25 protein-coding genes are annotated in these 22,367 nt (G+C 60.7%); 15 read left to right on the top strand and 10 right to left on the bottom strand.

The annotated features are described in order from the left end of the window. Positions 1 to 151: 151 nt before the first annotated feature. The 3 genes from IVB13_RS12260 to IVB13_RS12250 all read right to left on the bottom strand — a co-directional run bounded on the left by IVB13_RS12260 (position 152) and on the right by IVB13_RS12250 (position 3,550). Entirely contained in the window at positions 152 to 1,237 is a 1,086-nt protein-coding gene (locus tag IVB13_RS12260; RefSeq protein ID WP_247489049.1) for an IS5 family transposase, read from the bottom strand. Positions 1,238 to 1,638: 401 nt separating this feature from the next. After that, positions 1,639 to 2,403: a substrate-binding domain-containing protein gene (locus IVB13_RS12255; protein ID WP_247489047.1), complete on the bottom strand. Its 765-nt coding sequence runs from the start codon at positions 2,401 to 2,403 to the stop codon at positions 1,639 to 1,641. A 226-nt stretch (positions 2,404 to 2,629) separates the two neighbouring features. Further along, positions 2,630 to 3,550, bottom strand: coding sequence for a hypothetical protein (locus tag IVB13_RS12250; protein ID WP_247489044.1), 921 nt, complete (start codon positions 3,548 to 3,550; stop codon positions 2,630 to 2,632). A gap of 96 nt (positions 3,551 to 3,646) precedes the next feature. Between IVB13_RS12250 and IVB13_RS12245 the strand changes: the two genes are divergently transcribed. Beyond that, complete coding sequence (locus IVB13_RS12245; RefSeq protein ID WP_247489042.1) at positions 3,647 to 4,234, top strand: hemerythrin domain-containing protein; 588 nt, start codon at positions 3,647 to 3,649, stop codon at positions 4,232 to 4,234. Between the two features lie 199 nt (positions 4,235 to 4,433). Next, positions 4,434 to 4,652 (top strand): hypothetical protein, encoded by a 219-nt coding sequence (locus IVB13_RS12240; RefSeq protein ID WP_247489041.1) that lies wholly within the window; start codon positions 4,434 to 4,436, stop codon positions 4,650 to 4,652. 162 nt (positions 4,653 to 4,814) lie between these two features. Here IVB13_RS12240 and IVB13_RS12235 read toward each other — a convergent pair whose 3' ends face one another. Both IVB13_RS12235 and IVB13_RS12230 read right to left on the bottom strand, forming a co-directional pair. Then, the gene (locus IVB13_RS12235) at positions 4,815 to 5,084 is read right to left on the bottom strand and encodes an antibiotic biosynthesis monooxygenase (protein WP_247489039.1); all 270 of its coding nucleotides are present in this window, start codon (positions 5,082 to 5,084) and stop codon (positions 4,815 to 4,817) included. Between the two features lie 281 nt (positions 5,085 to 5,365). Then, positions 5,366 to 6,328, bottom strand: a complete 963-nt coding sequence (locus IVB13_RS12230; RefSeq protein WP_247489037.1) for an AraC family transcriptional regulator — start codon at positions 6,326 to 6,328, stop codon at positions 5,366 to 5,368. 148 nt (positions 6,329 to 6,476) lie between these two features. Between IVB13_RS12230 and IVB13_RS12225 the strand changes: the two genes are divergently transcribed. From IVB13_RS12225 to IVB13_RS12215, 3 genes are all read left to right on the top strand, one after another. Beyond that, positions 6,477 to 7,412 carry a hypothetical protein gene (locus IVB13_RS12225; protein WP_247489035.1) on the top strand — a complete coding sequence of 312 codons (936 nt, stop codon included), beginning with the start codon at positions 6,477 to 6,479 and terminating at the stop codon, positions 7,410 to 7,412. Positions 7,413 to 7,456: 44 nt separating this feature from the next. Continuing rightward, positions 7,457 to 8,029: an OsmC family protein gene (locus tag IVB13_RS12220; protein WP_247489033.1), complete on the top strand. Its 573-nt coding sequence runs from the start codon at positions 7,457 to 7,459 to the stop codon at positions 8,027 to 8,029. Between the two features lie 319 nt (positions 8,030 to 8,348). Beyond that, positions 8,349 to 8,618 (top strand): hypothetical protein, encoded by a 270-nt coding sequence (locus IVB13_RS12215; RefSeq protein ID WP_247489031.1) that lies wholly within the window; start codon positions 8,349 to 8,351, stop codon positions 8,616 to 8,618. A 644-nt stretch (positions 8,619 to 9,262) separates the two neighbouring features. On the opposite strand, the gene IVB13_RS12210 is transcribed toward IVB13_RS12215, so the two are convergent. The 3 genes from IVB13_RS12210 to IVB13_RS12200 form a co-directional block, all read right to left on the bottom strand. Continuing rightward, on the bottom strand, positions 9,263 to 9,538 hold the full coding sequence (locus IVB13_RS12210) for a DUF2934 domain-containing protein (RefSeq protein ID WP_247489029.1): 276 nt from the start codon (positions 9,536 to 9,538) through the stop codon (positions 9,263 to 9,265). A 174-nt stretch (positions 9,539 to 9,712) separates the two neighbouring features. Then, entirely contained in the window at positions 9,713 to 9,913 is a 201-nt protein-coding gene (locus IVB13_RS12205) for a hypothetical protein (protein ID WP_247489026.1), read from the bottom strand. 455 nt (positions 9,914 to 10,368) lie between these two features. Further along, on the bottom strand, positions 10,369 to 11,526 hold the full coding sequence (locus IVB13_RS12200; protein WP_247489025.1) for an MFS transporter: 1,158 nt from the start codon (positions 11,524 to 11,526) through the stop codon (positions 10,369 to 10,371). A 947-nt stretch (positions 11,527 to 12,473) separates the two neighbouring features. Here IVB13_RS12200 and IVB13_RS12195 point away from each other — a divergent pair. The 8 genes from IVB13_RS12195 to IVB13_RS12160 all read left to right on the top strand — a co-directional run bounded on the left by IVB13_RS12195 (position 12,474) and on the right by IVB13_RS12160 (position 20,100). Beyond that, positions 12,474 to 13,310: an N-acyl homoserine lactonase family protein gene (locus IVB13_RS12195; RefSeq protein ID WP_247489023.1), complete on the top strand. Its 837-nt coding sequence runs from the start codon at positions 12,474 to 12,476 to the stop codon at positions 13,308 to 13,310. 106 nt (positions 13,311 to 13,416) lie between these two features. Continuing rightward, positions 13,417 to 14,364 carry an ABC transporter ATP-binding protein gene (locus IVB13_RS12190; RefSeq protein ID WP_247489021.1) on the top strand — a complete coding sequence of 316 codons (948 nt, stop codon included), beginning with the start codon at positions 13,417 to 13,419 and terminating at the stop codon, positions 14,362 to 14,364. Continuing rightward, positions 14,361 to 15,062 carry an ABC transporter permease subunit gene (locus tag IVB13_RS12185; RefSeq protein ID WP_247489019.1) on the top strand — a complete coding sequence of 234 codons (702 nt, stop codon included), beginning with the start codon at positions 14,361 to 14,363 and terminating at the stop codon, positions 15,060 to 15,062. Before IVB13_RS12190 ends, IVB13_RS12185 begins: the two co-directional genes overlap by 4 nt. A gap of 10 nt (positions 15,063 to 15,072) precedes the next feature. Further along, positions 15,073 to 16,671 (top strand): Gldg family protein, encoded by a 1,599-nt coding sequence (locus IVB13_RS12180; RefSeq protein ID WP_247489017.1) that lies wholly within the window; start codon positions 15,073 to 15,075, stop codon positions 16,669 to 16,671. Further along, entirely contained in the window at positions 16,653 to 17,729 is a 1,077-nt protein-coding gene (locus tag IVB13_RS39970) for a DUF4340 domain-containing protein (RefSeq protein WP_247489015.1), read from the top strand. Before IVB13_RS12180 ends, IVB13_RS39970 begins: the two co-directional genes overlap by 19 nt. Beyond that, a complete protein-coding gene (locus tag IVB13_RS12170) occupies positions 17,726 to 18,817 on the top strand; it encodes a HupE/UreJ family protein (protein WP_247489013.1) in 1,092 nt (363 codons plus the stop codon). Before IVB13_RS39970 ends, IVB13_RS12170 begins: the two co-directional genes overlap by 4 nt. A gap of 646 nt (positions 18,818 to 19,463) precedes the next feature. Then, positions 19,464 to 19,664 carry a hypothetical protein gene (locus IVB13_RS12165; RefSeq protein WP_247489011.1) on the top strand — a complete coding sequence of 67 codons (201 nt, stop codon included), beginning with the start codon at positions 19,464 to 19,466 and terminating at the stop codon, positions 19,662 to 19,664. A 16-nt stretch (positions 19,665 to 19,680) separates the two neighbouring features. Then, positions 19,681 to 20,100, top strand: coding sequence for a hypothetical protein (locus IVB13_RS12160; protein ID WP_247489008.1), 420 nt, complete (start codon positions 19,681 to 19,683; stop codon positions 20,098 to 20,100). Between the two features lie 168 nt (positions 20,101 to 20,268). Here IVB13_RS12160 and IVB13_RS12155 read toward each other — a convergent pair whose 3' ends face one another. Both IVB13_RS12155 and IVB13_RS12150 read right to left on the bottom strand, forming a co-directional pair. Continuing rightward, complete coding sequence (locus IVB13_RS12155) at positions 20,269 to 20,595, bottom strand: MOSC domain-containing protein (RefSeq protein ID WP_256467691.1); 327 nt, start codon at positions 20,593 to 20,595, stop codon at positions 20,269 to 20,271. Between the two features lie 26 nt (positions 20,596 to 20,621). Next, positions 20,622 to 20,705, bottom strand: a complete 84-nt coding sequence (locus tag IVB13_RS12150; protein ID WP_247489119.1) for a hypothetical protein — start codon at positions 20,703 to 20,705, stop codon at positions 20,622 to 20,624. A gap of 184 nt (positions 20,706 to 20,889) precedes the next feature. Between IVB13_RS12150 and IVB13_RS12145 the strand changes: the two genes are divergently transcribed. Together IVB13_RS12145 and groL are read left to right on the top strand one after the other, a co-directional pair. Continuing rightward, a complete protein-coding gene (locus IVB13_RS12145) occupies positions 20,890 to 21,204 on the top strand; it encodes a co-chaperone GroES (RefSeq protein WP_027518760.1) in 315 nt (104 codons plus the stop codon). Positions 21,205 to 21,248: 44 nt separating this feature from the next. Further along, positions 21,249 to 22,367 (top strand): chaperonin GroEL (gene groL / locus IVB13_RS12140; RefSeq protein ID WP_247489006.1); only part of this gene is annotated, 1,119 nt, incomplete at its 3' end.

Raw genomic sequence — 22,367 nt, 5'->3', positions numbered from 1 at the left:
GCTGCCGCCATCAATGTCCGAATTGGGTCTAGCAGTCTGCTGAAAAACTATGAAGTTGAGAGTTTTTCTTTGTTCGGTCGCTGACGGGGCGGAGCGCTGGAGGTTGGATGCCGTGTTCGGCCCGGCGCCGGGTTACCCCGGCGCGGGGTGGCTAAGCGGCAAGCAGTTTGGGAATGCGGATCAGGTTGTAGGCGATCAGATTGAGCAGGAAGTCGGCGGCGACCCGAGCAATGCCACGATGTTTGGTCTTGCGCATGGTGCCATGCTGCTTGCCCCATCCGAAGATGCACTCGACCATCGCCCGGCGTGATTGCGACATGCCATAGCCCTGATGCCGCGTGGTGCGTTCGTCGATGGCGCTGTTGCGGATCTTGCCGGTTTTGGTGACGGCCTGGTTCTGTGTCACATGCGGCGTCACGCCGATGGCGCGAAGATTGGCCACGTGATCGGCGGCATCGTAGGCCTTGTCCTCTCCGGCCGTGATGCGGCGGCCTGCAGCTTTGCGTCTCGCCTTCAGCATGGTCTCCGAAGCCCGGCGTTCGGCGGTGCCATTGGCATGCGTGACCCTGCCGGCCACCGCCAGCCCATGCCGGTTCTCCATGGTGGCATGGCCCATATAGCAAAGCTTGGCCTCCCGCCCGGCCGCCTTGCGATAAAGCCTGCTGTCCGGGTCGCTGGTACTCGCATGGGTGTCGTTCTTGCGCTTCTTGCCGTGGAAGTTGGCGCCATCATCATCGTCGCCACTGCCGTCCTTGGGGCGAAAGCTCTTCTGCGACGCCCAGGCTTCGATCAGCGTTCCATCCACCGAGAAGTGCTCGTCCGACAATAGTGGCTTGACCTGAGAATGATTCAGAAGCCTGGTCATGAACTTCGTGAACACATCGCCATTTTGCAGTCGCTCCCGGTTCTTGGTGAAGGTGCTAGGGTCCCAGACCGGATCGTCCGGCGACAGCCCCACGAACCAGCGATATAAAAGATTGTAGTCCAGTTGCTCCATCAACTGGCGTTCCGAGCGGATGCCGTAGAACACTTGCAGCAGCAAGGCGCTTAGCAATTGCTCTGGAGGGATCGAAGGACGCCCCTCGCTGGCGTAAAGCCTCCCAAGGCTGCGGTTCAAATCACTCAAAACATCCCGGACAAGTTCCCGGACCTTCCGCAGCGGATGGTTCGCTGGCACACGCTTATCCGCTGCGATGTACGAAAACAGGCCGCCCTGGTCCGTAAACCTGCCGCGCATGATCGTCTCCACCGATTCGAGATGATAAAGTGAATCATCAAGCACCCTCCGTGGCGAGGGGGTTCTTCAGCAGACTGCTAGGCTGTGTGAAAACGCCAGGACGCTACGCGGCGATAGAATAAGTCATTCGCTCAAGACCGTCTTCGTGGTCAAACGCGCAAGCGCATTGAACTTAGAGAACGAACTGAAGAATGTAATTCTAGCCGAGTTTCGATCTTTCGCGTTCTTACAGACCCAGGGTCACAGGCTGACTTCCGCGGCCACTTGACCTGGGGTCGGCTTATCTCCTGAAGGCAGACATAGCGGCTGTGTAAGCGGCGATCGGCAACGGGCCAACAGCGGGAGTGGGAAACGTTTGGAAGCGCGGGAGGCGTTTACCGCCGGCAGGTTGACCCGTCGGATCAACCGGGATCCATGCCCTTGGATTTGATGATTGCAACGGCCGCCGGACCTTTGAGGTATTCAATGAGGGTCTTGGCAGCGGCGGTTTCTTTCGCTTCCGATCCAACCGCCGCCGTAAAAACTACGTTTTGTTGCAGTTCGGCCGGAAATGGACCGACGACTTCCAAACCCGGAGCGGTGAGAACGTTGATAAGGAATATGCCCAACTCGACTTCACCCGTGGCAACAACGGCGACGACCTGCGCAGGGTTGGGCTGCGCCCTCATCTTCGCCTTCATCGGTTCGGTGATCCCAAGACGATCAAACACCTTTGCGATTGAATAGCCAGTGGCGCTCTCCGGGATCGAGGCAATGGACTGAGCTTTGAGCAGCGTTGCTTTGAGCGCGTCAGCGTTGCCGATTTCAGGCTTTTGAGCGCCGGAGCGGACGGCGACGCCGAGGCCGACGTGGGCAATATCAATTGTAGGACTTGGCACGAATTTAGCTCTGGCTAACGCATCCTGCATAACCTCGACAGGTACAACCCCAACATCGAACGGCTTGCCGGACGTAGCCTCCTTTATGAGGTTCGGAGTTGTGCCAAAGAATATTTCGAGCTTGTGACCAGAGGCTCGCTCGAACTCAGGTTTAATATCTGCCCAAACGCTCGACATTGCTCCACCCGCCAGAAGTTTGAGTTCGGCAGCCTGCACATTCGTGGACGGCGACAGCACGAGCGCCAAGCCCAGCACTGAGGCGGCCACGGTGAGCGAATACGTCTTCATGACACAACACCTCGTTGATTGCAGCGCTCTATTATGGATTTGACCGATCACGCGAACGAGCCCGGAATATTCACGGTTCTCGATGTTTCTGCAAGACGCGCGGCGGGAGCCCATGTCTCAGTTGGGTCACAAGCCGCTCCGGTCTGTCCCTGTGAGTCGACATGCAGCGACACCCCGCCAACGGAAGCGATGGGCCATCAACAGACGTCACCGAAGAAGCTGCGCCCTATAAGTTCGGTAGATCAAACGCGAAAATTCGGCCGTAGCTGGTAACTGGCGCTCGCGCGCCTGATAAGCGCAGAGCGCACCAAAACGCTACTTGATTTGCGGTCAAAACAGGACGGCCCATACTATCCTCCAGCGCCTTAATCACGCTAATGGCCCGAAAGCCATTACCACCAATGAAAACAGCTTCAGCTTCGGCAGGCACATGGGTGCGGACCCAGTCGAAGAGTTGCTCCGGCTGGATAGCTTGCTGATCCGACGGCAGTCCTGCGGGTCCGCTGTAAACAGTTTCGAACCCTTGGCTCTGGAAATAGCGGGCACCTTGCTGATCCATTTCAGCTGAAAACCACGGCGGACTGATTAGAGCAACCCGTTTAGCCGAGAGTGCAACCAGTGCAGTCGCCGCCGCCGTGCACGGGATGACAACCGGGATGCCTCGCGTGCGAGCTTCCAAACGAGATTTGAGTGCCGCGTCATCGGCTGCACCGCGCACATAACTGCTACTAGTGAACCCGAAAACCGTTGCATGTAGTGGGGCCATCGCCAGCATCTCGGCGGCATCGTCCACCGCAGGCGGGTCGACGATAGCGCGTACCGGGTCATCGGCGATGGTCGGATCCATCTTTCCACCTGGCCTATAGCCACCAAACGGAATGCGGGCTGCGTGGATCGAAATTCCATCAGGAGCAAGCGCGCTAAATTCCGCTTCTGGAACGATGTCAGCGTGAGGCGTAAGAATACCGATCCGTGTTTGTGCCCATCCATCGGGTTGCCACATCGCCACCTCCAGCCAGAAGTTGATCCGCGAACGGTATCTGAGATTAGCGTGCTGGTCGATATGTCCGATGTCCGCGTCAAAACCAGACCTCCCGACCGCCAGTGGCAAAATAGGCGACATAGAAACAAGCGGATAGCGCACCATTGTTCCGTCCGAAATTTGATTTAGCGCAAAGAGCTGAGGCGACTTGGGACTAAACTTTCTACGCCTCTCAATCGGTCACCTTTGTGGATCGCAGCAATGATCATTGAGCGCTTAAGCCAAGAGCACCGCAATATTGAGAAACTGCTTACCGTCCTTGAGCGGGAGCTTCAGATTTTCGACCGCGGCGACCGCCCCGACTATGAGGTTATTGGTGCGGTTATTAGCTACTTCGAACTTTACCCGGAGGTTTATCATCATCCTCAGGAAGACCCGGTCTTCGCTAAGTTGAAAATTCGCGATCCCGGTGCGGCTGCGAAGGTCGGTGATCTCGCGCTCGAACACCAAAGAGGGGCCGAACGTTTGCGCCGCGTCGCTCACGCGGTCGACGGTGTCCTCGCGGATCGCGAACTCCTTCGGCAAGATGTGCATGCCATTATTCATGATTTCATAGAGCACGAGCGGCGCCACATCATGATGGAAGATCGCGATTTCTTTCCTGCCGCCCTAAAAGCTCTCGAGCCTCAAGATTGGACGGAGGTCGCTTCGGCTATGACCAATCCTGAGGATCCGCTGTTCAGCGAGGCAGCCGAAGAGACGTTCGACGCGCTGCGCGAGCGCATCTTGCAGTTGGAACATGAAGCCGAGGCCGAACGACACCAGTCGAGCTCATCCGCATCGCGCTGATCGGACTCAATGTCCGAAAGGAATCAAAAGCGTCGCTCTAATCGCCGCTAGTCACTACCGGTGTGCCAGCCGGACGATTGCTCGGGGCCGGCCCGCCCATGCGCGTGGGGTTGGATCTTGGGGCAGTCAATCGCGTACCGCCCGATTTTCATGGGTGCTACCTGGTTGGAATAGCAAAATGGAGCAGGAGACGCCGATCATGACTGACGATCAGGTCAATCTCGTCGTTCAGCACCTTTGCGAGCAATTGCACTTGGCGCTCCGATTGAAGGACAGCGAGGCACATCCACCAAACGCCAAGAATATTGGATTTGATCCTGCCTCTGTAAGAACTGTGTTGCTAACCGGGTTGCGTTCGGCGCGTGTCACGATCAACCACGAGGCAGCCGCGGCGGGCGACGAGCCGCCGTGGTCTTAAACAAAAATGCGGCTTCTTGTTCACCGGCCATCGCCGACCTGACCGCGGCATGACAGCCCGCCAGTATGCCTGCCCGCCCGCCCTCTAACCGCCGGTTTGGGCCCAACAGGCGACATGGCACACCACAACAAAGAAATCCCGGCACTTGGCCGGGATGATATTTCACGCCTTGTTCGTAAACCAAATCGTTGGAGCTCCTGCCACTCCCGCGTTCTGCATGGCATCCTTCAATTCAGCACTCTCCGCGAAGGCTTGCGCAGCTTCATTCGTGGCAAACTCGTGAGTTACTGTGATGTCATTGGGATTTTCGACTGCTCGGTAGACAGCCTCGGCTGTTACGCCCTTCGCCTTCTGGACCGGGGCAAAATCGTCGTAAGCCTTCCGCCAGGTCTTGTAGTCGGAAACCGTGTGTCTAACAAACATAGTCGTCATCGGATGTTCCTCCCTGACTGATCGTAACAATGTTTCCACGAACGCTTGAAACAGCGCTTGCAGCAGCACCAGTATAGTGCTGGCCACGGCGTGGAGCTATTTCATTTCCGGGTTGCACTGATGTCATCGGACCGTTTGCCCTTTGTCCGATAGAACGGCCTGATCAGTCGGATGTCCGCTGGGGGCCAACAGGACCATTCACGACCCCGGATGAGAAGACGTCCACAGGACCAATCGTTGAGGGGGCGATCAAGCCTCGAATGTAACAGGTTGCACGCAGCCTATTTGCTCGAACGTCGCCAAGTGGCTGGCGCAGTCCCGAACGCCTTCTTGAAGGCGCGGGAAAAAGCCGCCTCGGAACTGTAGCCGACCATATCGGCAACTTGTGCAAGGGATGCGTTCGTATTGCGGAGCTTCTGGGTCGCAACTTGCATGCGCCAACTGGCGACATAGTGCATTGGCGGCATGCCGATCAAGCCGATGAAGCGATCGGCGAGCGCCGAACGGGAGAGACCAACCTCCCGACTGAGGTCATCCACGCTCCAGGGCCGCGCGATGTCCCCGTGCAGCAGCGCCAGTGCCCGCGCAACGTGTGGGTCGCGTAAACCGGCGAGCCAACCGATTTGGCCCTCGGGCAGGTTTTCTGCGTAGCGCCGCACGGCTTCAACGAACAACAGTTCCGATAGCTTCGCCAGCACGGTCTCCGAACCCGGGCGGCCGGCGGCGACCTCATCTGCGGCATATTGGAAGGTCGAACGGATCCATTCTGCTGCCCCACCTTGCTCAGCATCGAGCTTTAGCAGCCGCGGCAAGGTGGAGATGACCGGATTGTCTTCGGCTCTATCGCAGCCGAGGTATCCGCAGATCATCCGTGTGCGTTTTCCTCCGCCACCGTGATGGATCGTGAACAGCCCACCTCCTTTTGGGGGCTGGATAATTTCACTGCCCGCGACCGGCGGTAGGTTCAGGTCGCTACCCACCAGATGCAAGTCGTTGCGCGGCAGCAGAACGACGTCACCGATTCCAAGCACGAGGCCTTCACCATCCTCGCCGTCAACCCGGATATGGAGCTCGCCCTCGACGACGTAGTGATAAAGAATCATGTGCGACGTTGGCCCGAGCGCCGGCGCGCAGTGCTCTGGAGCCACGCGGGCAGCCATACACCATGGCGCAGTGAAATCGGCGTGCAGGAACACGCCGCCGGTCAAATGCGCCACTCTGAGAACGTCGGATAATGCATCCATACCGACCTCACTATCAGAAGCCGGCGTTCCAGTCATGTCTCAAGGTAGGCCGGTCATAGACCCTCGCGCGTCCATCGAACTACGATCGCTGCATCAGCCGATCAACTGTATGTGCCATCGGCGCCCCGATACGCGAAGGGAGTTCGAAATGAACGTGGTAAGCAATATCGCTGACAGCAGCGAACGGTACGCACGCTGTATTCAAACGTCGAAGCGGGTGCGCTGGGACATCGACAAGGATGTGATACGTGGGCGCAACTTCGATACTGCGCAGAAGTTTCTCCCGGACCGTCTTTCTCTGGCGGAAGCGTTCTCGAGCCTGTCGACAGATGAAAAGCGCTACGTCAGCCAGATCCAGGGCCGGACCTACGCCAATATCTTTGGTTTGGTCGAGCGCTTCATCAACGCCAAGGTCCTTGAGTTGAGCGAGGACCACTGGTTCGGCGATCAGGTCGCGCTCGAGGCGCTGGTACGGTTCAGCGACGAAGAGTTGAAGCACCAGGCGCTGTTCCGTCTTGTCGACGCCATGGTCGGCGACGTGCTGCCCGGCGGCTATCGTTTCGATGTCGATCACAACGCCGTCGCCCATGTCGTCCTCGGCAAAAGCACCTGGGCAGTGCTGGCATTGACGCTGGATATCGAGCTGTTCACCCAGCTCCACTATCGCCAGAGCATCGACGCCGATCCGCAACTCTCCGAGCTGTTCAGGGACGTCTTCCTGTTTCACTGGAAAGAGGAAAGCCAGCACGCGATCCTCGACGAGCTCGAATGGGTGCGCCACGACGCCGGGGTGACGGTGGAGGAGCGCGATGCCGCGGTCGACGAATTCATTGAATTGGTCGCCGCGGTCGACGGCATCCTGCAGGCCCAGGCCAAGGCCGACGCCGGTTATTTTGCGGCAACATGCGGCCGCGCGGTCGACGACGCGGAGACGCAAGCGATCCACGCCGCATTCCTCAAGGCCTATCGCTGGCAATACATCCATTCGGGCGCGCAGCACCCGCATTTCGGCAAGGTGCTCTCGAGCCTGATCACCGAAGCCCAAGGCCAGCGTATCCAGTCAGCTCTTGCGACGCTGAACTAGTCCAAATCTGAAATCAGCCTAAACCGAGGCAAGGAAGTCTCATCATGAGTGCACAAATCAAGACTGTCCAACCCACCGTCGTCAACGGCATCAATGTCGACGACCTGTTTGCCCTGATCGACAGCGTCAAGCGCGATCCGGCCAAAGGCAAGACAAACTGGCGCGTCACCACGACCTGGCAGGGCCAGGCGCGGAGCCGCGCGGAAATCGAGAGTTTCGAGATCGGCGGAGATAACGTGCCGCGCCGGTTCTTGATCGACATCGACGAGCCGCTCCAGCTCGGCGGATCGAACAGCTTCGCCAATCCGCAGGAGCATCTGATTGCGGCGCTCAACGCCTGCATGACAATCGGATACGCGGCCCAGTGCGCGGTGCGCGGAATCACCCTCGAAAGCCTCGCGATCGAGACCGACGGCGAGATCGATCTGCGCGGTTTCCTCGGGATCGATCCTGCGGTGCCGCAGGGCTATGAGAATCTGAACTACACGGTTCGCATCAAGGGTAACGGCACCGCGGAGCAGTTCGCCGAAATCCATCAGGCAGTGATGGCGACGTCGCCGAACTTCTACAACATGTCGAAACCGGTGAAATTGAAGCCGGCCCTCGTGGTGGAGTGAACCTCCGGCGCTGCGTCCGTTCAAGCCGCGCCGCGGTTGCGCCGACAAGCAATTTGTTTCGCGATTCCAATTTCGACAATTCACTTGCAACGAGCAGGAGTTTTATGATGCGAACGATCAAGACAGTTCCCACAGTAATGCTCCCGTGTCGCTCGGGACCGGAATCCTGATGTTGATGTCAGGGGCTGCGTTTGCCCGCGATGGCGGTCATCAGGACCACAACGATCATCAAGACCATGGTGACAGGCGAGGCGGGAACCAGCGCTTCGCTCCCCACTCCGCGCATTTGGGCGGGACCGGCAAAAGGGACAGCGGCAAGGTGACCGTGACCAAGACCGGCGCCGGGACCGGTCCGGCTTCCACGATCAACCCGCCGATCCACGCCGGCAATCCGCCGCGAGGCCCGGTGGCCACCAAGAACGCGCCGTCACCTGCTCCCGGTACCGGCGGCACGAATACGATCCACCCGATCCCTGGTCCGGCGCCAACCACGAACCTGCCGCCGCCGACCCATGGAGGCACTCCTCCCAGGGCTCCGGTAGCGGAAGCCCCGGGTGGCCCCGCGGTCGTGTCCAACGCCACTTACTAGTCGCTGGTGGGAAGGGCTTCCGGGGCTCGACAGCACACAATGAGATTGGTTAAGCATGCTCATGAACCTTATCGGTGGTCTCGCTTGCCCCAACTCGGAGCGGTTATCGACTGCGAAGCGTGAAATGCGTCGCTTGGCTACGTATGCCTCTGGAAGAGAAGCGATGAATTTAAAGGGTGTGGTTGCACTCGCTTTCAAAGCGAATGCGCTGTCGCATCACCACTGTCCCCTGTGAGCCCTGCCGCCCATCCGATGGCAATCGTTGACAGAGCCATTTAGCAATTTCGAGTTCCGTGCTCCGCTTCTGCAGAACAGCTGTCGCGAGCGCTGAACACGGCGATGCGTCGAAAAGGCGACCCAGTTTCTCCGCGCCGATGTTGATCGTTCACAGCGAGAATTGATCCGCGACCATCCAGATGTATCAATGAGACCTCCCTCGCGTCGAAACATTGATCGGCCAAGTCTGGAAGATCAAAGTGTTACGCTGGATTTGGTAGCGGGAGAGCGCTACGGACGGTCCCCCACACAGTTTGAGCCTTTGTTTTCAAAGACTTATCCGGCAGCATAAGCAGGCGTTTGCAGATCGACTGTACGACGACAGCGCCGATGGTACATCGGCAGGACGCTTCTCCACCGGGATACTGCTAAGCCCGCCTAACCGGGGATAGCTCCCGCTCGGCGCGCAGCCAGAACTCCAGGTCCCGGCCCTCGGGCCGCCCCGCCTCCTCCCAAAGCTCGTGCGCCCGTCTCCGGGTCTCCTCCTCGAGGCGGGCCGTTTTGAGGATGCTCAGTCTCTCGCCGATCTCGCGGGCGAACTCTTGAAGGCGCTGCACAGTCTCCCTGTCGCCGATCCGTCCGATTGCTCGCCGAGCCAATTCAAGCTGATGGTCCAGTCGCTGAAACTCGGGTAGGTAATCCATCACGCACTCCGCACCTAACCGAGGATGCGAGCAAACGAAATACCCCAGGTCTAGGGCATGGGAGAGCTGGGGCTATGCTAGGTCTCTTTGCGCCCGGGAGCGCGCCGAGAACTACTTGGCACGGAAGCAATTGTTCCGCGGCTGCAAACCCGCAAGCGGTTTCGGGACTACAAACTAGGCCGTTTCGACGCCCATCGCCTCGCAAGCCGCGCGAAACGGCTCCAAGCACTTCTTGGATTCAAAGCAGAACCGGGTACCGGCGCTCTCTTTCTCCGCCCACCAAACAATCTTTTCGGCCCGCGCTACTCGCGAAGCCTCGGCTCGCAACCGATCAATTACCCGCGACTCTCCGCGAACAATAATGCTGTGCTGCATTTAACAATCCCATTTGACCGAGCAGCATGGTCACCCCACAATGCTTAACGGAGGGTTGGCACGATGGACTGGAAAAAAGAATTAGAAGCGCCGGTTAAAGAATCCGGGGCACTCGCCGAAAGTGCGGGAGGAGCAGCGCCTATCGAGAAGCCGACAGAATCCACCGAGTCGAATGCCCCCGCCATCGCGTCCACATCGGCACGGTTATACGCCGCCGCAACTGTCCGAACGCCCCTCTTGACGACCCAATAAGCTGAAATTCGAGAGCTACGTCGCTCCGGTGTTGCTTGCGGCCGCCTGCTTCGAAAGGCTCCGACGGGAAGCCGCCAGTCGGCTCCAGCCATCTCTTCCGGCCGCTGAACTGGCGGAAGGCACGAGCCAGAAGGCGCAGTCCCGTATCCGCTTTTTGACGGAGTGTAAGCCGGCGGCCGTTCCCCGTTCTCGCTCGACAAGGATCAGTCCCTCCCATTTGCGAAGCCAAACCAGGCGAATGGGAGCGCGACGACGCAGAGCGCCGCCATAGGGAAAAAGGCCGCCCCAGCATAGGAAGCATACACTGCGCCGGACAAGAAGGTCAGTCCCCCCGTTAGCAACCCTGAGCCAAACGCATAGAGAGCTTGCGCAGTTGCGGCGACGCTTGGTGCGACCAGCGTCCCCATCATCCGCATGCAAGCGAGATGAAGCAGAGCGAACGTTAATCCGTGCAACGGCTGTATCAGCGAGAGCAGCAACACGGAGGTGGTCACGCCCGCTACAGACCAGCGAACGATTCCGGCCGTAGCTGCCAAGACAGCCGCGCCGCGCACGCCAAACCTGTCTAGGAGTTCTGGACCGACCAACATGAACACGAACACTTCAGCAACCACTGCTTCCGACCACAGGAAGCTAATCGTCGACGTGCTGATGTCCGCATCACTCCACCTAATAACTGCAAATGCATCGTGCACCGCATGGCTGCCATAGATCAAAGCTGATGCGATAATCATGACGCGAAACTGCGATACGCTGATCAGGGCTTTCATTTCTGATACAGCAAAGGAGGGTGATCTCTGTGGCCGGGCTTGCCCAGGTAGCAATGCAGTGGCGCCACTGGCGGTGATCAGGAACGCTGCATTCATCCAGATAACGGCAGTAAGATCCGCTGGGCCTACGAGTTGTCCGGTGATCAGTGTTCCCAAGACGAAAGCCGCGGAGGCAGCCCCCCGTATCCAGCCGTACTCGAATGGCCTTCCCGCGAACCGAGGCCTCGCTGTATTGACCGATAAGGCATCGGCGACGGAGGTGGTGGGGGCGAGAGCGGCAGCCTGAACAAGCGCGACAAGAAGCAACAACCAGAATCTGTCGGCAAAGAGCAATGCGACGGCTGCTGAGGCCGCGACGGCAGCAGAGCCTGCGAGCACGAGGCGCAATGATCCGAGCCGATCCGCCAGCATAGCAACCAGCGGTCCGGAAACGAGCCGCGTCAACATTGCGGCTGCGAGGATCAGACTGATCTGCTGTGCCGCCAGAGCTCTCGTTTCGAAAAATTTCGGCCAGAATGGAGATGCGGCGCCGAACGCCGCATAGAGGGCGACATAGAGGACTATATAGGCGATTGATGCGGGAATGCGCACAGGGGCCCTATATCGGTTACTGCATCGCCTGCACGCCTTGGCAGGCCAAGCCGCAAATGAATCGAAGAACCGGATCAGGTCGATCTGCGCTGCTCGGTTCGCGAACTGAAGGCCGCCTTCTCACTTGTACAGCAAAAATGAAACCTGATCCTTCGCAAATACGTTCGGTGATCGGGGCTCGCATGACATGAAGGAGCGAGCCAGATGACATTAAGCGAGATGTTTGTCCCCGCGATCACAGCGCTCGCTCTGTTGATCGAAATCGGCCTTTTCATCGCACTCGGACTGATTTTGATTAGCGCTTTCTACCCCCACTATGAGACGTTTTTGCCGGCTTGTAGCTCGGCGATCTGATCCAGTTCCATCGGAACGATAGACGGCGACTCTAGCTCTCGAAGTCGCTGCATCTGTCTCTCAATACTGGATGGCAACTCGTCCTGGTCTTTCAGCATCAGGCGCAGGCGTGACCGATGTCGACGGCGATTGCAGGGCTGTGTATCTGGTCACTGTCGAGCTTTCGCATGCCGTGCTCCAGCGACATAGCGTGAGCGGGCGCCCGCTGCACCACTGGCAGATCCCTAGCCAACTCTCGATTAAATTGGCGGAGACCGGCGCCTTTGTTCTGCGCAGGCGCTAGTGGCTAAACAGCGGGCCCTTCGCCAACGACTGTGCGCTGCTGTCTCAGGCCGCGGGGCGAGGCCTCAACCAATCGGGCCGACCTCATGGCAGGACAAGGTCGGCGGCCGTGTCAATTGCATTGCACAAAAAGGCGGAACCGCGCCCCGGTCAATTTTTTTGGCACGTTCGCGTGCGATGGGCGTGCACAGCCGCGGTAGATTATGGTAAGGTACCTTCATCCGCTCAAGAAAAGTGCGTCGAACAGGGAGGACGACATGCGGGTGATTGCGTCGAAAGTCCTTGGCTCGCTGGCTGCAGGACTTTTTTTCATGTCGGCTACCGCGATGGCCGGGGACCCGCCGAAAGAGATGAAGCTTTACGTCTTCTCTTCAGGGGCGCTCAATCTCGACAAGTCGATCATTCAGAACGGCAGTAGCGGCAAGGTCCAGATCCCCGTCGGCTTTTTCCTGATCCGGCACCCCAAGGGTGACGTCCTGTTCGACTGCGGCAACAACGACCGGATCATTAAGGATCCGGACTATTGGGGCCCGTTCGTGAAGGCGCTCGACCCCGGCCGTGATCCTGACATCGCCATCGATGCCCAGCTCGCCAAGATCAACGTCAAGCCGTCGGACATCAAATACCTTGTGCTTGGCCATTTCCACGTCGACCACGCTGGCAACATTGGCAAGTTCTTGGACTCGACCTTGGTTTTTCAGCGTGACGAGATCAGGAATGCGTTCTGGCCGGCGCCGGGCTACGCCACCTTCTTCATCACCGACGACTTCGCCATGCTGCGCAACAGCGTCGGCGGCGGCATGCCGGCCAAGTACAAAACCATCGAGCTCGACGGCGATCTCGATCTGTTCGGCGACAACAGCGTCTTCATTCACCGCACCGTCTCGCACACTCCCGGAAGCCAGATTCTGGTGGTTCGTCTACCCAAGACGGGCACGGTGGTGCTGACCAGCGACGCCGTCTATCTCCAGGAGAATTTGGACAAGAACATCCTGCCGAGCATCGGCAGCGTCTATGATCCGGTCGGCATGCTCGACGCTTATGCCTGGGTGAAGCGGGTGCGCGACACCGAGGGCGCCGACATTATTTATGCCCATGATCCCGATACGTTCAAGGCGCACAAGCACTCGCCTGAATTCTACGAGTGATCGGCGGCGGATCGCATCGTCGCACAAATAGTTATCCCGGGCCGTCGCGCCCGGGATTGTTCGATGCTCCCCGCGGAGCATCCGTAGATGGGTGTCCAGTATCGCCATGCCCCCGGCTGTCTCACCGGTCGTTCTGGTCGAGCACGTGACGAAGTGGTACGGGCCCAGGCGCGCCGTCGCCGATGTCTCATTCGCCATCGAGCCCGGCGAGATCGTCGGCCTGCTCGGGCCCAACGGCTCCGGCAAGAGCACGATCTTCCGCATGCTCACGGGCTATCTGGTGCCGACGAACGGACGGATCACGGTTGCCGGCCATGACGTCGTCGAAAATTCCATCGGCGTGCGCCAGGCCATCAGCTACGTCCCAGAAGATGCGCCGCTCTACGATCACATGCGGGTCGGGGAGTTCCTGCTTTTCATGGCCGGCATCAAGGGGCTCCACGGTGCCAAGGCGAGAGCGGCGGTCGACGAGGCCGCCGAGCGCCTCGACCTTGGCCTTGTCATGAACCTTACCGCTGCCAAGCTGTCGCGCGGCTTTCGCCAGCGCGTCTCGATCGCACAGGCGTTGCTGGGGGATTCCAGGGTTCTGGTCCTCGACGAGCCGACCAGTGGACTCGATCCCCATCAGGTGATCGCCGTGCGCGACCTGATCAAGTCACTCGCCGGGCGCCACACTGTGCTGATGGCTTCGCACATCCTGCCCGAGATCGAAAAGATAGCTTCGCGCGTGATGATCCTGCTCGATGGTATGCTGCTGACGTCCGATGCGCTGAGGGATGCAGCGCCGTATCTCAGACTCTGCCTATCGGCGGACACACCGATCGACGCTGTTCGCGGCGTGGCCGGCTCCCTTGTCGGCGTGCGCGGGATCGTTGCCGATCCCGAAGTCGGCGGGCGTTTCGTCGTGACGGCGGAGCGCCGCCCTGGGCTTGCGGCGGACCTCGTATCCGCACTGGTCGCAGCCCGGATTCCGGTGCGGGAGCTGACTGAGCTGCGGCCCGATCTCGAGCGGGTGTTTCTCGACCTCACGCGCCGGCCGGATGTGGCCGCATGAGAAGCTTTGGGGTGCTCCTGGGCAAGGAAACGACGGCGCTGTTCTCCTCGCCGATTGCCTACGTGCTGATGACCGTGTTCTTGCTGATCATGGGCTACAGCTTCACGCTGACGCTGTTTCTCAGCCACCAGCCCAGCATGGTGCACGTCTTCTTCCAGATGTTCGTGCTGTTTTTGCTGACGGCGCCGCTGATCACCATGCGACTGTTTGCGGAGGAGCGGAAGCTTAAGACACTGGAGGTGCTGCTCACCTCGCCGGTCTCCGAAGTCGCCATCGTGCTTGCGAAATTCATGGCGGCGATGAGTCTGGTCGTGGTTATGCTGCTGCTGTCGGGCGCCTATGCGGCTGCCCTCGCCTGGTTCGGTGATCCCGATTTCGGCCCGATCTATAGCGGTTATCTGGGCCTCCTGTTGCTCGGCGCGGCGCTGGTCGGGACCGGCCTGTTGGCTTCGGCGCTCACGGCCAACCAGGTCATTGCGGCGCTGATTTCGCTCAGCGTATTTCTCCTGCTTTGGATCATCGATAATTTCGGCTGGCTGCTGCCGAGCCCTTTCGATACGCTGGTGGTGAATTTGTCGCTGTCGGTGCATTTCCGTCCCTTTGCGATCGGTTCGATCTACCTGTCCGACGTGGGCTTCTTCCTCAGCGTCACGCTGTTGATGCTGTTGTTGACAGTCCGCGCGCTGGCGCGACGGTGAGAGGGGATGAATGTCCGGCCCCGTCAGATTCAACGTTGCCCTTCTTGCCGTCGTAGCCAGCGCCCTGGTCTGCGGTGTGCTCAGTTTTTCCGGCCTTGGTAAGACGGTTGCGAACGGCCTGCTGTTCGGCACCTGCATTCTCGTTCTGCTCGCACTTTTCATGCTCGCGATCCGGCTTCCCCTGCGCAGCGCGGGCGCACGCTGGTCCGCATGGCTTGCTAACGCGTCGATCGTCGCCGCCGCGATTGCGGTCGTGACGGGTGCGAACGTCGCGTTCTATCGGCACGATGTGCATCTCGACGTCAGCCGCGAAGGACGCAACACGCCGCCACAACAGCTGACTGACGTGATTGCGCAATTGCGTACGCCCCTGGCGCTAACCTATTTCTACAATGCCGGCGATGCCAATGCGGTCAACGTCAAGGAGCTGGTTCAGACCGCCGCACGGAATCATCCGCTGCTCGCGTTCCGTGCCATCGATCTCGACAAGGAACCCGGCCTCGCCCGCGACCTCGGAGTGCGTGCCTACAACACGGCAGTGCTCCAGGCCGACGATCGCAAGGTCATGGTCGAGAACCTGACCGATCCCGCGCGTCTCGGTTACGCGGCGCTGCGCGTGCTGCGCAAGCGGGTGGAGACAGTCTGCTTCGTCACGGGTCATGGCGAGACGTTCCGGCCGCTGCCCTCACATTTCCATTTCAGTCATGTCGAGACTCTGAAGGGGCACGAGATGCCGGGCGCCAGCGACGTGCTGGAGGCGGCGCCTGAGCAGCTCGACCGTCTCCAGCTTGCCCTCGATCAGATTGGCTTCCAGATGCGCGAGGTCGTCGCCGCGACGGCCTCCGGCATTCCGCCGGACTGCTCGGTCGTCGCGGATGTCGGTCCGCGTACCGCGATCGCCGCGGACGAGGCGATGCTCCTCGCGAATTATGTAAAGGGCGGTGGCAGGCTTCTTCTCCTTCTTGATCCGCTGTCCCAGGTCGACGGTGATTTCGAACAATTGCTGCTGAAGCCCGTCGGCTTGTCGAGCGACGCCGCGGTCGTGATCGATCCCCTCAATCATTTTCGCACCGATGCTGACAAGGTCGCGGTGCCCTATTATCCGCCGCATCCGATCACAAGGCGCCTGGCGCTCACCGTGTTTCCGCAGGCAAGACCGATCGCGACGACGCAACCGCCATCCGGCGTCAGTTCGATCGTGCTCGCGGCGAGCAGTCAGGACAGCTACGTGCGCTCGCCCAAGTCCGTTGCCGCTGCGACGGACGGCACGGCACCCGGCGCTCGCGGCGCCCGGCCGCTTGCGGTCGCCCTCGAGGGCGTTTGGCCGGGCGGATCGCCCGACAAGCGCTTCCGCATGGTCGTTGTCGGTACCAGTAAGGTCGCCAGCAACGAATATTTTCCTTATGTCTCCAATGGCGAGTTGTCGCTCGCCACGCTGCGTTGGCTCGCCGATGACGATGCCACGCCGAGCGTTGCTCCGCAGAGCTTCAGGCTCCCGGAGATCGTGCTGACCAGCAGCCAGATGCGTGACACTTTCATCGTGTTGGAAGTGCTGCTGCCGCTCAGCACCGCATTGTTCGGAGTTGGGACGTGGTGGAGGCGGCGGTGAGGGCGCGGCTCGCCAGCGGCGGCGTGTCTCAATGGCTGATGCCGCTCGTCGCTGCAATTCTGGTGACGCTGCTTGGGCTGCTCATCCTCAGCGGAGAATGGCCGGAGCTGCGCAGCAAGGTCGCCTTCGCGCCAAAGGGCATCGTCACCATCGCGTCGGCCGATGTGAGGAGAGTGGAGATCCGTGCGGGCGTCCATGGCATCGTTCTGCTGCGCAAGGCCGGCGCGTGGACGTTCGAAGGGCGGGATGGCGTCGTGCCGACCGAGCTCGGGACGCATCTCGAGACGGCGCTGCGGCTCGTCACGGTCAGCGAGCCTGCTCGCGAAATCCCGGCGACCGAGCTCACCCCGGCGAGCTTTGCTGCGTTCGGTCTGGATCCGCCGGCAACCGTTGCAATGATCGAAGCGGCCGATGGTTCGGCGACCTCTGTGAATATCGGGGCACTCAATCCGGCGAGCACGTCTTATTATATTCGCATTGCCGGCCGTCCCGCGGTGTATTTGATGCCGCGCCATGTCGGCGAGGAGTGGCGTGTCACCCTCGATATGGCACGCCGTCTGCGTGGTCCGGTCGGTGCGGATGCGGTCAACCGCGGCAAAAGCCTGTTGCTGCCGGTATCGATGGCGCAGGTGTGGGCGCTCGAGATCGTCTTCGGGGGCAAGCTCACCCGCTTCGAGCGTGATCCTGGCGGCAATTGGTTCCGTCACCTCGGCCAGCACAATCATGCCTTCGGCAACCTCTTACATGTCGCTGATCCCGAGCAGGCCCGGATCATCGATGCGGCACTGAGTGCGTTCGATGCCGCCGCGGTCGAGACGCGCGTCGGACCGGCTGATCCGTCGCAGCTCGCGCGCTACGGGCTTACTCTCCCTGATCTGATCGTGCTGCTGTTCGCGCGCGATGGGGCTGCGCCACTGGCAAAGCTGGAGTTCGGCGCGTCGGCGGACAGTCTCGATCGTTACGCCCGGCTCATGCCCGGCGGCGCGGTGGTGACGGTGGCCGAGTTCGAGATGCGCCGGCTGACGGAGCTGCTGCGTGCGGTCGGAGCAGGATCATGAGGTGGCAACGCCTGATGTTGCCCGGCATAGTCCTCCTCGGCATCTGCCAACCGGCATGGGCGCATCAGGTCAACCTCTCGACGGCACGCCTGGCCTTGAGCGCCGAACGCTCGGTGAAGGTCGAGGTAGCGCTCAAGGGCAGCGACGTCGACCGGCTCGTCGGTATCAAAGTCTATGACGCGAAGGAGGATGCGGTCGACCCGGCTGCGGTCGATGCAGCCAGCACGTCGATTCTGGCCTATATGAGATCGCATCTCGCCGTGACCGGCGCGGACGGCGCGGCATGTCCGGCCGGGACGGCTGCGATCCTGGCGGACGGCGATGGCGTCGTCTATCGCAGCAATTTCAACTGCGCCGGCGTGGCCGGGGACATCGTCTACCGCTCGACGGTGCTGACCGGGAAGGATTCCAGCGCGCGCCAGGTGGTGCTGGTCGCGCAGGGCGGGAAAGAGGCGCAGGCGCTGCTCGACGCCGGCAACACGACCATCACGCTGTCTGCTCCCGCGCCGTCGCTGTGGTCGACGATGCAGCGCTATCTTCTCACCGGTATCGAGCACATCTTTTTCGGCTACGATCACATCGCCTTCCTCGTCGCGGTCGTTTTGTGGGGGCGCGAGCTCATTCCCGTCATCAAGATCGTCACCGCTTTCACGATCGCTCATTCGATCACCCTGTCGCTGGCCGCCTTACACGTCCTTGTCATCCCCAGCCGGGTCGTGGAACCCGCAATCGCCGCCTCTATTGCGTTCGTGGCCGTGGAGAACTTCTTCTCGCGCGACATCGATAGGCGCTGGCGCGTGACCTTCCTGTTCGGCCTGATCCATGGTCTTGGCTTCGCGGGTGCGCTTCAGGAGATCGGCCTGCCGTCCGGCGCGGTGGTGCCGGCGCTTGCCTCCTTCAACATCGGCGTCGAGATCGGGCAGGCCGGGATCGTCGCGATCATGCTGCCGGTGCTCGGCCTGATCGATCGCCTCTTCGCTACCGACCGGACCCAGCCGGTGAGAGCGACCAGGCTGGTCTATGCGGTATCTGCTGTGATCAGCCTTCTCGGCGGCTATTGGCTGCTGACCCGCGTTTTTGAGGCATGATCCGATACTGCTTGCGCAACAGCTTGAGCCGGCAACGCAATGCTTCGCGGATGCGAGCGCGGGCGAGCTGTTGCGCCTTGTGGCGGTCTCTGTCCACGTTCAAGGCAACCGGGCCGGAGTTCGGCGCGGAATTGCACGAAAGCGGCACCTATGTGCGGCTGCTCGCGCCTGAAGGCCTACTCGCGCGCTAAGTCGTATCCTTCGGCAGCGACTCGCTCGTTTGGTCTGCTGCTTCCGCAGTTGCTCCTCCGCGTAAACCACGATCATTGCCCGGAAAGTCACCGTTCTACCGTCAAGTACGGGCGCCTGTTCAATCGCGTCGGCCACCTCGCCGGACGGCCCCAATCAGCCAGAACACGACCCTTACGAAACCGATCGCAGCCGCATCCAGAGGAAACCGCCGAGCGTCGGCCGGCGGCTGGGTTTCCGGCTTTTGTCGTGGGGCCGCATCTCACTGGGGCTGATCGCGCCTCTAGCAGCCCGCCGGACAGGCCCGCAGCATGGAGGCGATCGCCTCGCGTCCCGGCACGCCCCGGCGCCTCTGCTTCCCTAGATTCCGGGCGCGTTTTCCCTAAAAATTAGCATGCCTGAGTTCCCCGCCCGGGAAAACCAGCCTAGGATGGGATTTTCCCGCCTGGGGGCACTCATGTTTAACAAGGCAACCACCCCGCTTTTGCGCGCGGTCCTCGGTGAAGTCCGCGAAAGCGTCTCGCAGGACGAGATCGGAGCACGTACTCGCGTGGCATCGAAGATCCTGGAGGCTGCTACCGAAGGCCAGGTTTCTCCCGATGGTCTTAGGCAGATCGGGCATGAAGCCCTTTCCCGCGCACCCACGATGTGGTCCTGATCGCGCGGGGGCCGGTGTGAACTTCCAGGTGACTGTCCTCAAGATCCTGGTGAGCTATCCGGATGGCTTCGCCGTCATGGAGGACCTGAAACGCGACATGGCCATCCTGGCGACCAGTGGCCGCGAATGGGCGGACCGGACCAAGCGCCTCGCCGCGCGGGTGCCCGATCTCGACATCTTTTCCCACGGGTTGGTCGAACGCGTCAGCGGCGGATGGCAGGTCACGTCCAAGGGACGGGCAGTGCTCGAGTTCATGGAAGCTCCCCCCGCTGCGCCCGAATTGGCCCAGGCACCTTTGATCCCGGAGACTACGGCGGCAGTCGCTGCGACGCAGTTTCCTGCGCTGCGGCAGCCCGTTGACCGCGCCAAGCGGCGGCGCGAACGCCGCGAACGTCGCCGCGATGCGCGCGAGCGAGCGAGGGCGAACGCGTCCTGATCAAGAAAAAAGCCGCCAGCTGGGCGCGGCGGCTTGATTAGTCCCGGACTGTCGATTGCCTCCCCAGCCCCAAGCGTACCGCCGTTACCTTGTTTGCGGCCATGCCAGCGCGATCTACCGAGCGCGTTTCGATTCGGCCATCGCGTTGCTCACTTGTGCACGGGGTCCTTACAGAGCCGGCAGCGCGCGAAAAGAGGAGGACGGGAGCCGAACCCGCGCCCTATCGTTAGCCGCGACCGCTCCCCCGGCCCGCACCACGCCAAGCACCCCGCATTTGAATGGAGGGCCCGTTTCCGCCGACGAGAGCACCTGCCGCTTCAAGCCGGCCTGGAAGCGGTCGATGAGGACACAGGGGGTCCGGAGGCCGGTCAGCTCCACGATCGCCGTGGGGCCAAGCTCGATGAGCGTCCCGAGCGGCATCCGCTCAAGGTCCAGGCCGGCGGTGGTAATGTTCTCGCCGAGGCCACCCGCTGCGACCTCGAAGCCCGCTTCCAGAAGGGACGCGAAGAGCTCGGACGGGATCAGGTGACTGCGAAGAGCGGACCTCGAGCGGCCTTAAACCAAAGTGCTAGAGAATCCTTCAGCACCGTGAAGTTTGGAAACATGTCGTAGTCCTGCCAGACGCAAGTTTGCGGCAAGCAGCAACGATCCGGACGGCGAGAGAGAGAGAGAGAAGCCAAACATCGTGGCCGAAGCCCTTGCGCCCCAGTGTCATAAGTGTAAAGAGCGGTTAGCACTCGCGCATTGTGACTGCCAATCCTAGAAAATTACAAAGCCAAGGAGGATCGCATGAAATTCCGTCCGCTTCACGACCGCGTCGTGGTCAAGCGCATCGACGCAGAAGAGAAGACCGCTGGCGGCATCATCATTCCCGACACGGCGAAGGAAAAGCCCTCGCAGGGCGAGATCGTCGCCGTCGGCCCGGGTGGCCGTGACGAAGCTGGCAAGCTGATCCCGATCGACCTGAAGGTCGGCGACCGCGTGCTGTTCGGCAAATGGTCCGGCACTGAAGTGAAGATCGACAACGTCGATCTGCTGATCATGAAGGAAAGCGACATCATGGGCGTCCTCGACGTCCCCGCTTCCAAGAAGAAGGCGGCCTAAGAGGCCCCCTCTTACGCAGCTAAACCCCTCAAGGAAAAATCCAGATGGCAGCTAAAGAAGTCAAATTCGGCGTCGATGCACGCGACAAGATGCTGCGTGGCGTCGACATCCTCGCCAACGCCGTCAAGGTGACGCTCGGCCCCAAGGGCCGCAACGTCGTGCTCGACAAGTCGTTCGGCGCTCCCCGCATCACCAAGGACGGCGTCACCGTCGCCAAGGAGATCGAGCTCGAGGACAAGTTCGAGAACATGGGCGCGCAGATGGTGCGCGAAGTCGCTTCGAAGTCCGCTGACGCGGCCGGCGACGGCACCACCACTGCGACCGTGCTCGCGGCTGCGATCGTGCGTGAAGGCGCCAAGTCGGTTGCCGCCGGCATGAACCCGATGGATCTGAAGCGTGGTATTGACTTGGCCGTGGAAGCCGTGGTCGCCGACCTCGTCAAGAACTCCAAGAAAGTTACCTCGAACGAGGAAATCGCCCAGGTCGGCACCATTTCCTCCAACGGGGACGAGGAAATCGGCAAGTTCCTCGCCGACGCCATGAAGAAGGTCGGCAACGAGGGTGTCATCACCGTCGAGGAAGCCAAGTCGCTCGAGACCGAACTCGAGGTCGTCGAGGGGATGCAGTTCGACCGCGGTTACATTTCGCCCTACTTCGTCACCAACGCCGACAAGATGCGCGTTGAAATGGAAGACGCCTACGTCCTAATCAACGAGAAGAAGCTCTCCTCGCTGAACGAACTGCTTCCACTACTAGAAGCCGTGGTCCAGAGCGGTAAACCGCTTGTGATCATAGCTGAAGACGTCGAAGGCGAAGCTCTCGCTACGCTAGTCGTCAACCGTCTGCGAGGTGGTCTGAAGGTCGCCGCCGTCAAGGCTCCGGGGTTCGGAGATCGCCGCAAGGCCATGCTGCAGGACATCGCAGTGCTGACCGGCGGCCAGGCGATTTCCGAGGATCTCGGTATCAAGATGGAGAACGTGACACTCGCCATGCTTGGCCGCGCAAAGAAGGTGATGATCGACAAGGAGAACACCACGATCGTCAGCGGCGCCGGCAAAAAGGCCGACATCGAGGCGCGCGTGTCGCAGATCAAGGCGCAGATCGAGGAAACCACCTCCGACTACGACCGCGAGAAGCTGCAGGAGCGTCTGGCCAAACTTGCA

This window comes from Bradyrhizobium sp. 17 (assembly GCF_023073515.1).
Taxonomy (GTDB): Bacteria; Pseudomonadota; Alphaproteobacteria; order Rhizobiales; family Xanthobacteraceae; genus Bradyrhizobium; species Bradyrhizobium canariense_D.
The sequence above is the reverse complement of the archived record's forward strand: the minus strand, read 5'-3'. Positions and strand labels throughout refer to the sequence as shown.

Excerpts from the sequence above, each read along its gene's own strand:
- IVB13_RS12255 (WP_247489047.1), bottom strand. The coding sequence starts at position 2,403 with ATGAAGACGTATTCGCTCACCGTGGCCGCCTCAGTGCTGGGCTTGGCG.
- IVB13_RS12195 (WP_247489023.1), top strand. The coding sequence starts at position 12,474 with ATGTCGGCTACCGCGATGGCCGGGGACCCGCCGAAAGAGATGAAGCTT.
- IVB13_RS12245 (WP_247489042.1), top strand. The coding sequence starts at position 3,647 with ATGATCATTGAGCGCTTAAGCCAAGAGCACCGCAATATTGAGAAACTG.
- IVB13_RS12225 (WP_247489035.1), top strand. The coding sequence starts at position 6,477 with ATGAACGTGGTAAGCAATATCGCTGACAGCAGCGAACGGTACGCACGC.
- IVB13_RS12145 (WP_027518760.1), top strand. The coding sequence starts at position 20,890 with ATGAAATTCCGTCCGCTTCACGACCGCGTCGTGGTCAAGCGCATCGAC.
- IVB13_RS12180 (WP_247489017.1), top strand. The coding sequence starts at position 15,073 with ATGTCCGGCCCCGTCAGATTCAACGTTGCCCTTCTTGCCGTCGTAGCC.
- IVB13_RS12170 (WP_247489013.1), top strand. The coding sequence starts at position 17,726 with ATGAGGTGGCAACGCCTGATGTTGCCCGGCATAGTCCTCCTCGGCATC.
- IVB13_RS12220 (WP_247489033.1), top strand. The coding sequence starts at position 7,457 with ATGAGTGCACAAATCAAGACTGTCCAACCCACCGTCGTCAACGGCATC.
- IVB13_RS12190 (WP_247489021.1), top strand. The coding sequence starts at position 13,417 with ATGCCCCCGGCTGTCTCACCGGTCGTTCTGGTCGAGCACGTGACGAAG.
- IVB13_RS12235 (WP_247489039.1), bottom strand. The coding sequence starts at position 5,084 with ATGACGACTATGTTTGTTAGACACACGGTTTCCGACTACAAGACCTGG.
- IVB13_RS12165 (WP_247489011.1), top strand. The coding sequence starts at position 19,464 with ATGTTTAACAAGGCAACCACCCCGCTTTTGCGCGCGGTCCTCGGTGAA.
- IVB13_RS12260 (WP_247489049.1), bottom strand. The coding sequence starts at position 1,237 with ATGCGCGGCAGGTTTACGGACCAGGGCGGCCTGTTTTCGTACATCGCA.
- IVB13_RS12230 (WP_247489037.1), bottom strand. The coding sequence starts at position 6,328 with ATGGATGCATTATCCGACGTTCTCAGAGTGGCGCATTTGACCGGCGGC.
- IVB13_RS12240 (WP_247489041.1), top strand. The coding sequence starts at position 4,434 with ATGACTGACGATCAGGTCAATCTCGTCGTTCAGCACCTTTGCGAGCAA.
- IVB13_RS12185 (WP_247489019.1), top strand. The coding sequence starts at position 14,361 with ATGAGAAGCTTTGGGGTGCTCCTGGGCAAGGAAACGACGGCGCTGTTC.
- IVB13_RS12205 (WP_247489026.1), bottom strand. The coding sequence starts at position 9,913 with ATGCAGCACAGCATTATTGTTCGCGGAGAGTCGCGGGTAATTGATCGG.
- IVB13_RS12250 (WP_247489044.1), bottom strand. The coding sequence starts at position 3,550 with ATGGTGCGCTATCCGCTTGTTTCTATGTCGCCTATTTTGCCACTGGCG.
- IVB13_RS12210 (WP_247489029.1), bottom strand. The coding sequence starts at position 9,538 with ATGGATTACCTACCCGAGTTTCAGCGACTGGACCATCAGCTTGAATTG.
- IVB13_RS12150 (WP_247489119.1), bottom strand. The coding sequence starts at position 20,705 with ATGTTTCCAAACTTCACGGTGCTGAAGGATTCTCTAGCACTTTGGTTT.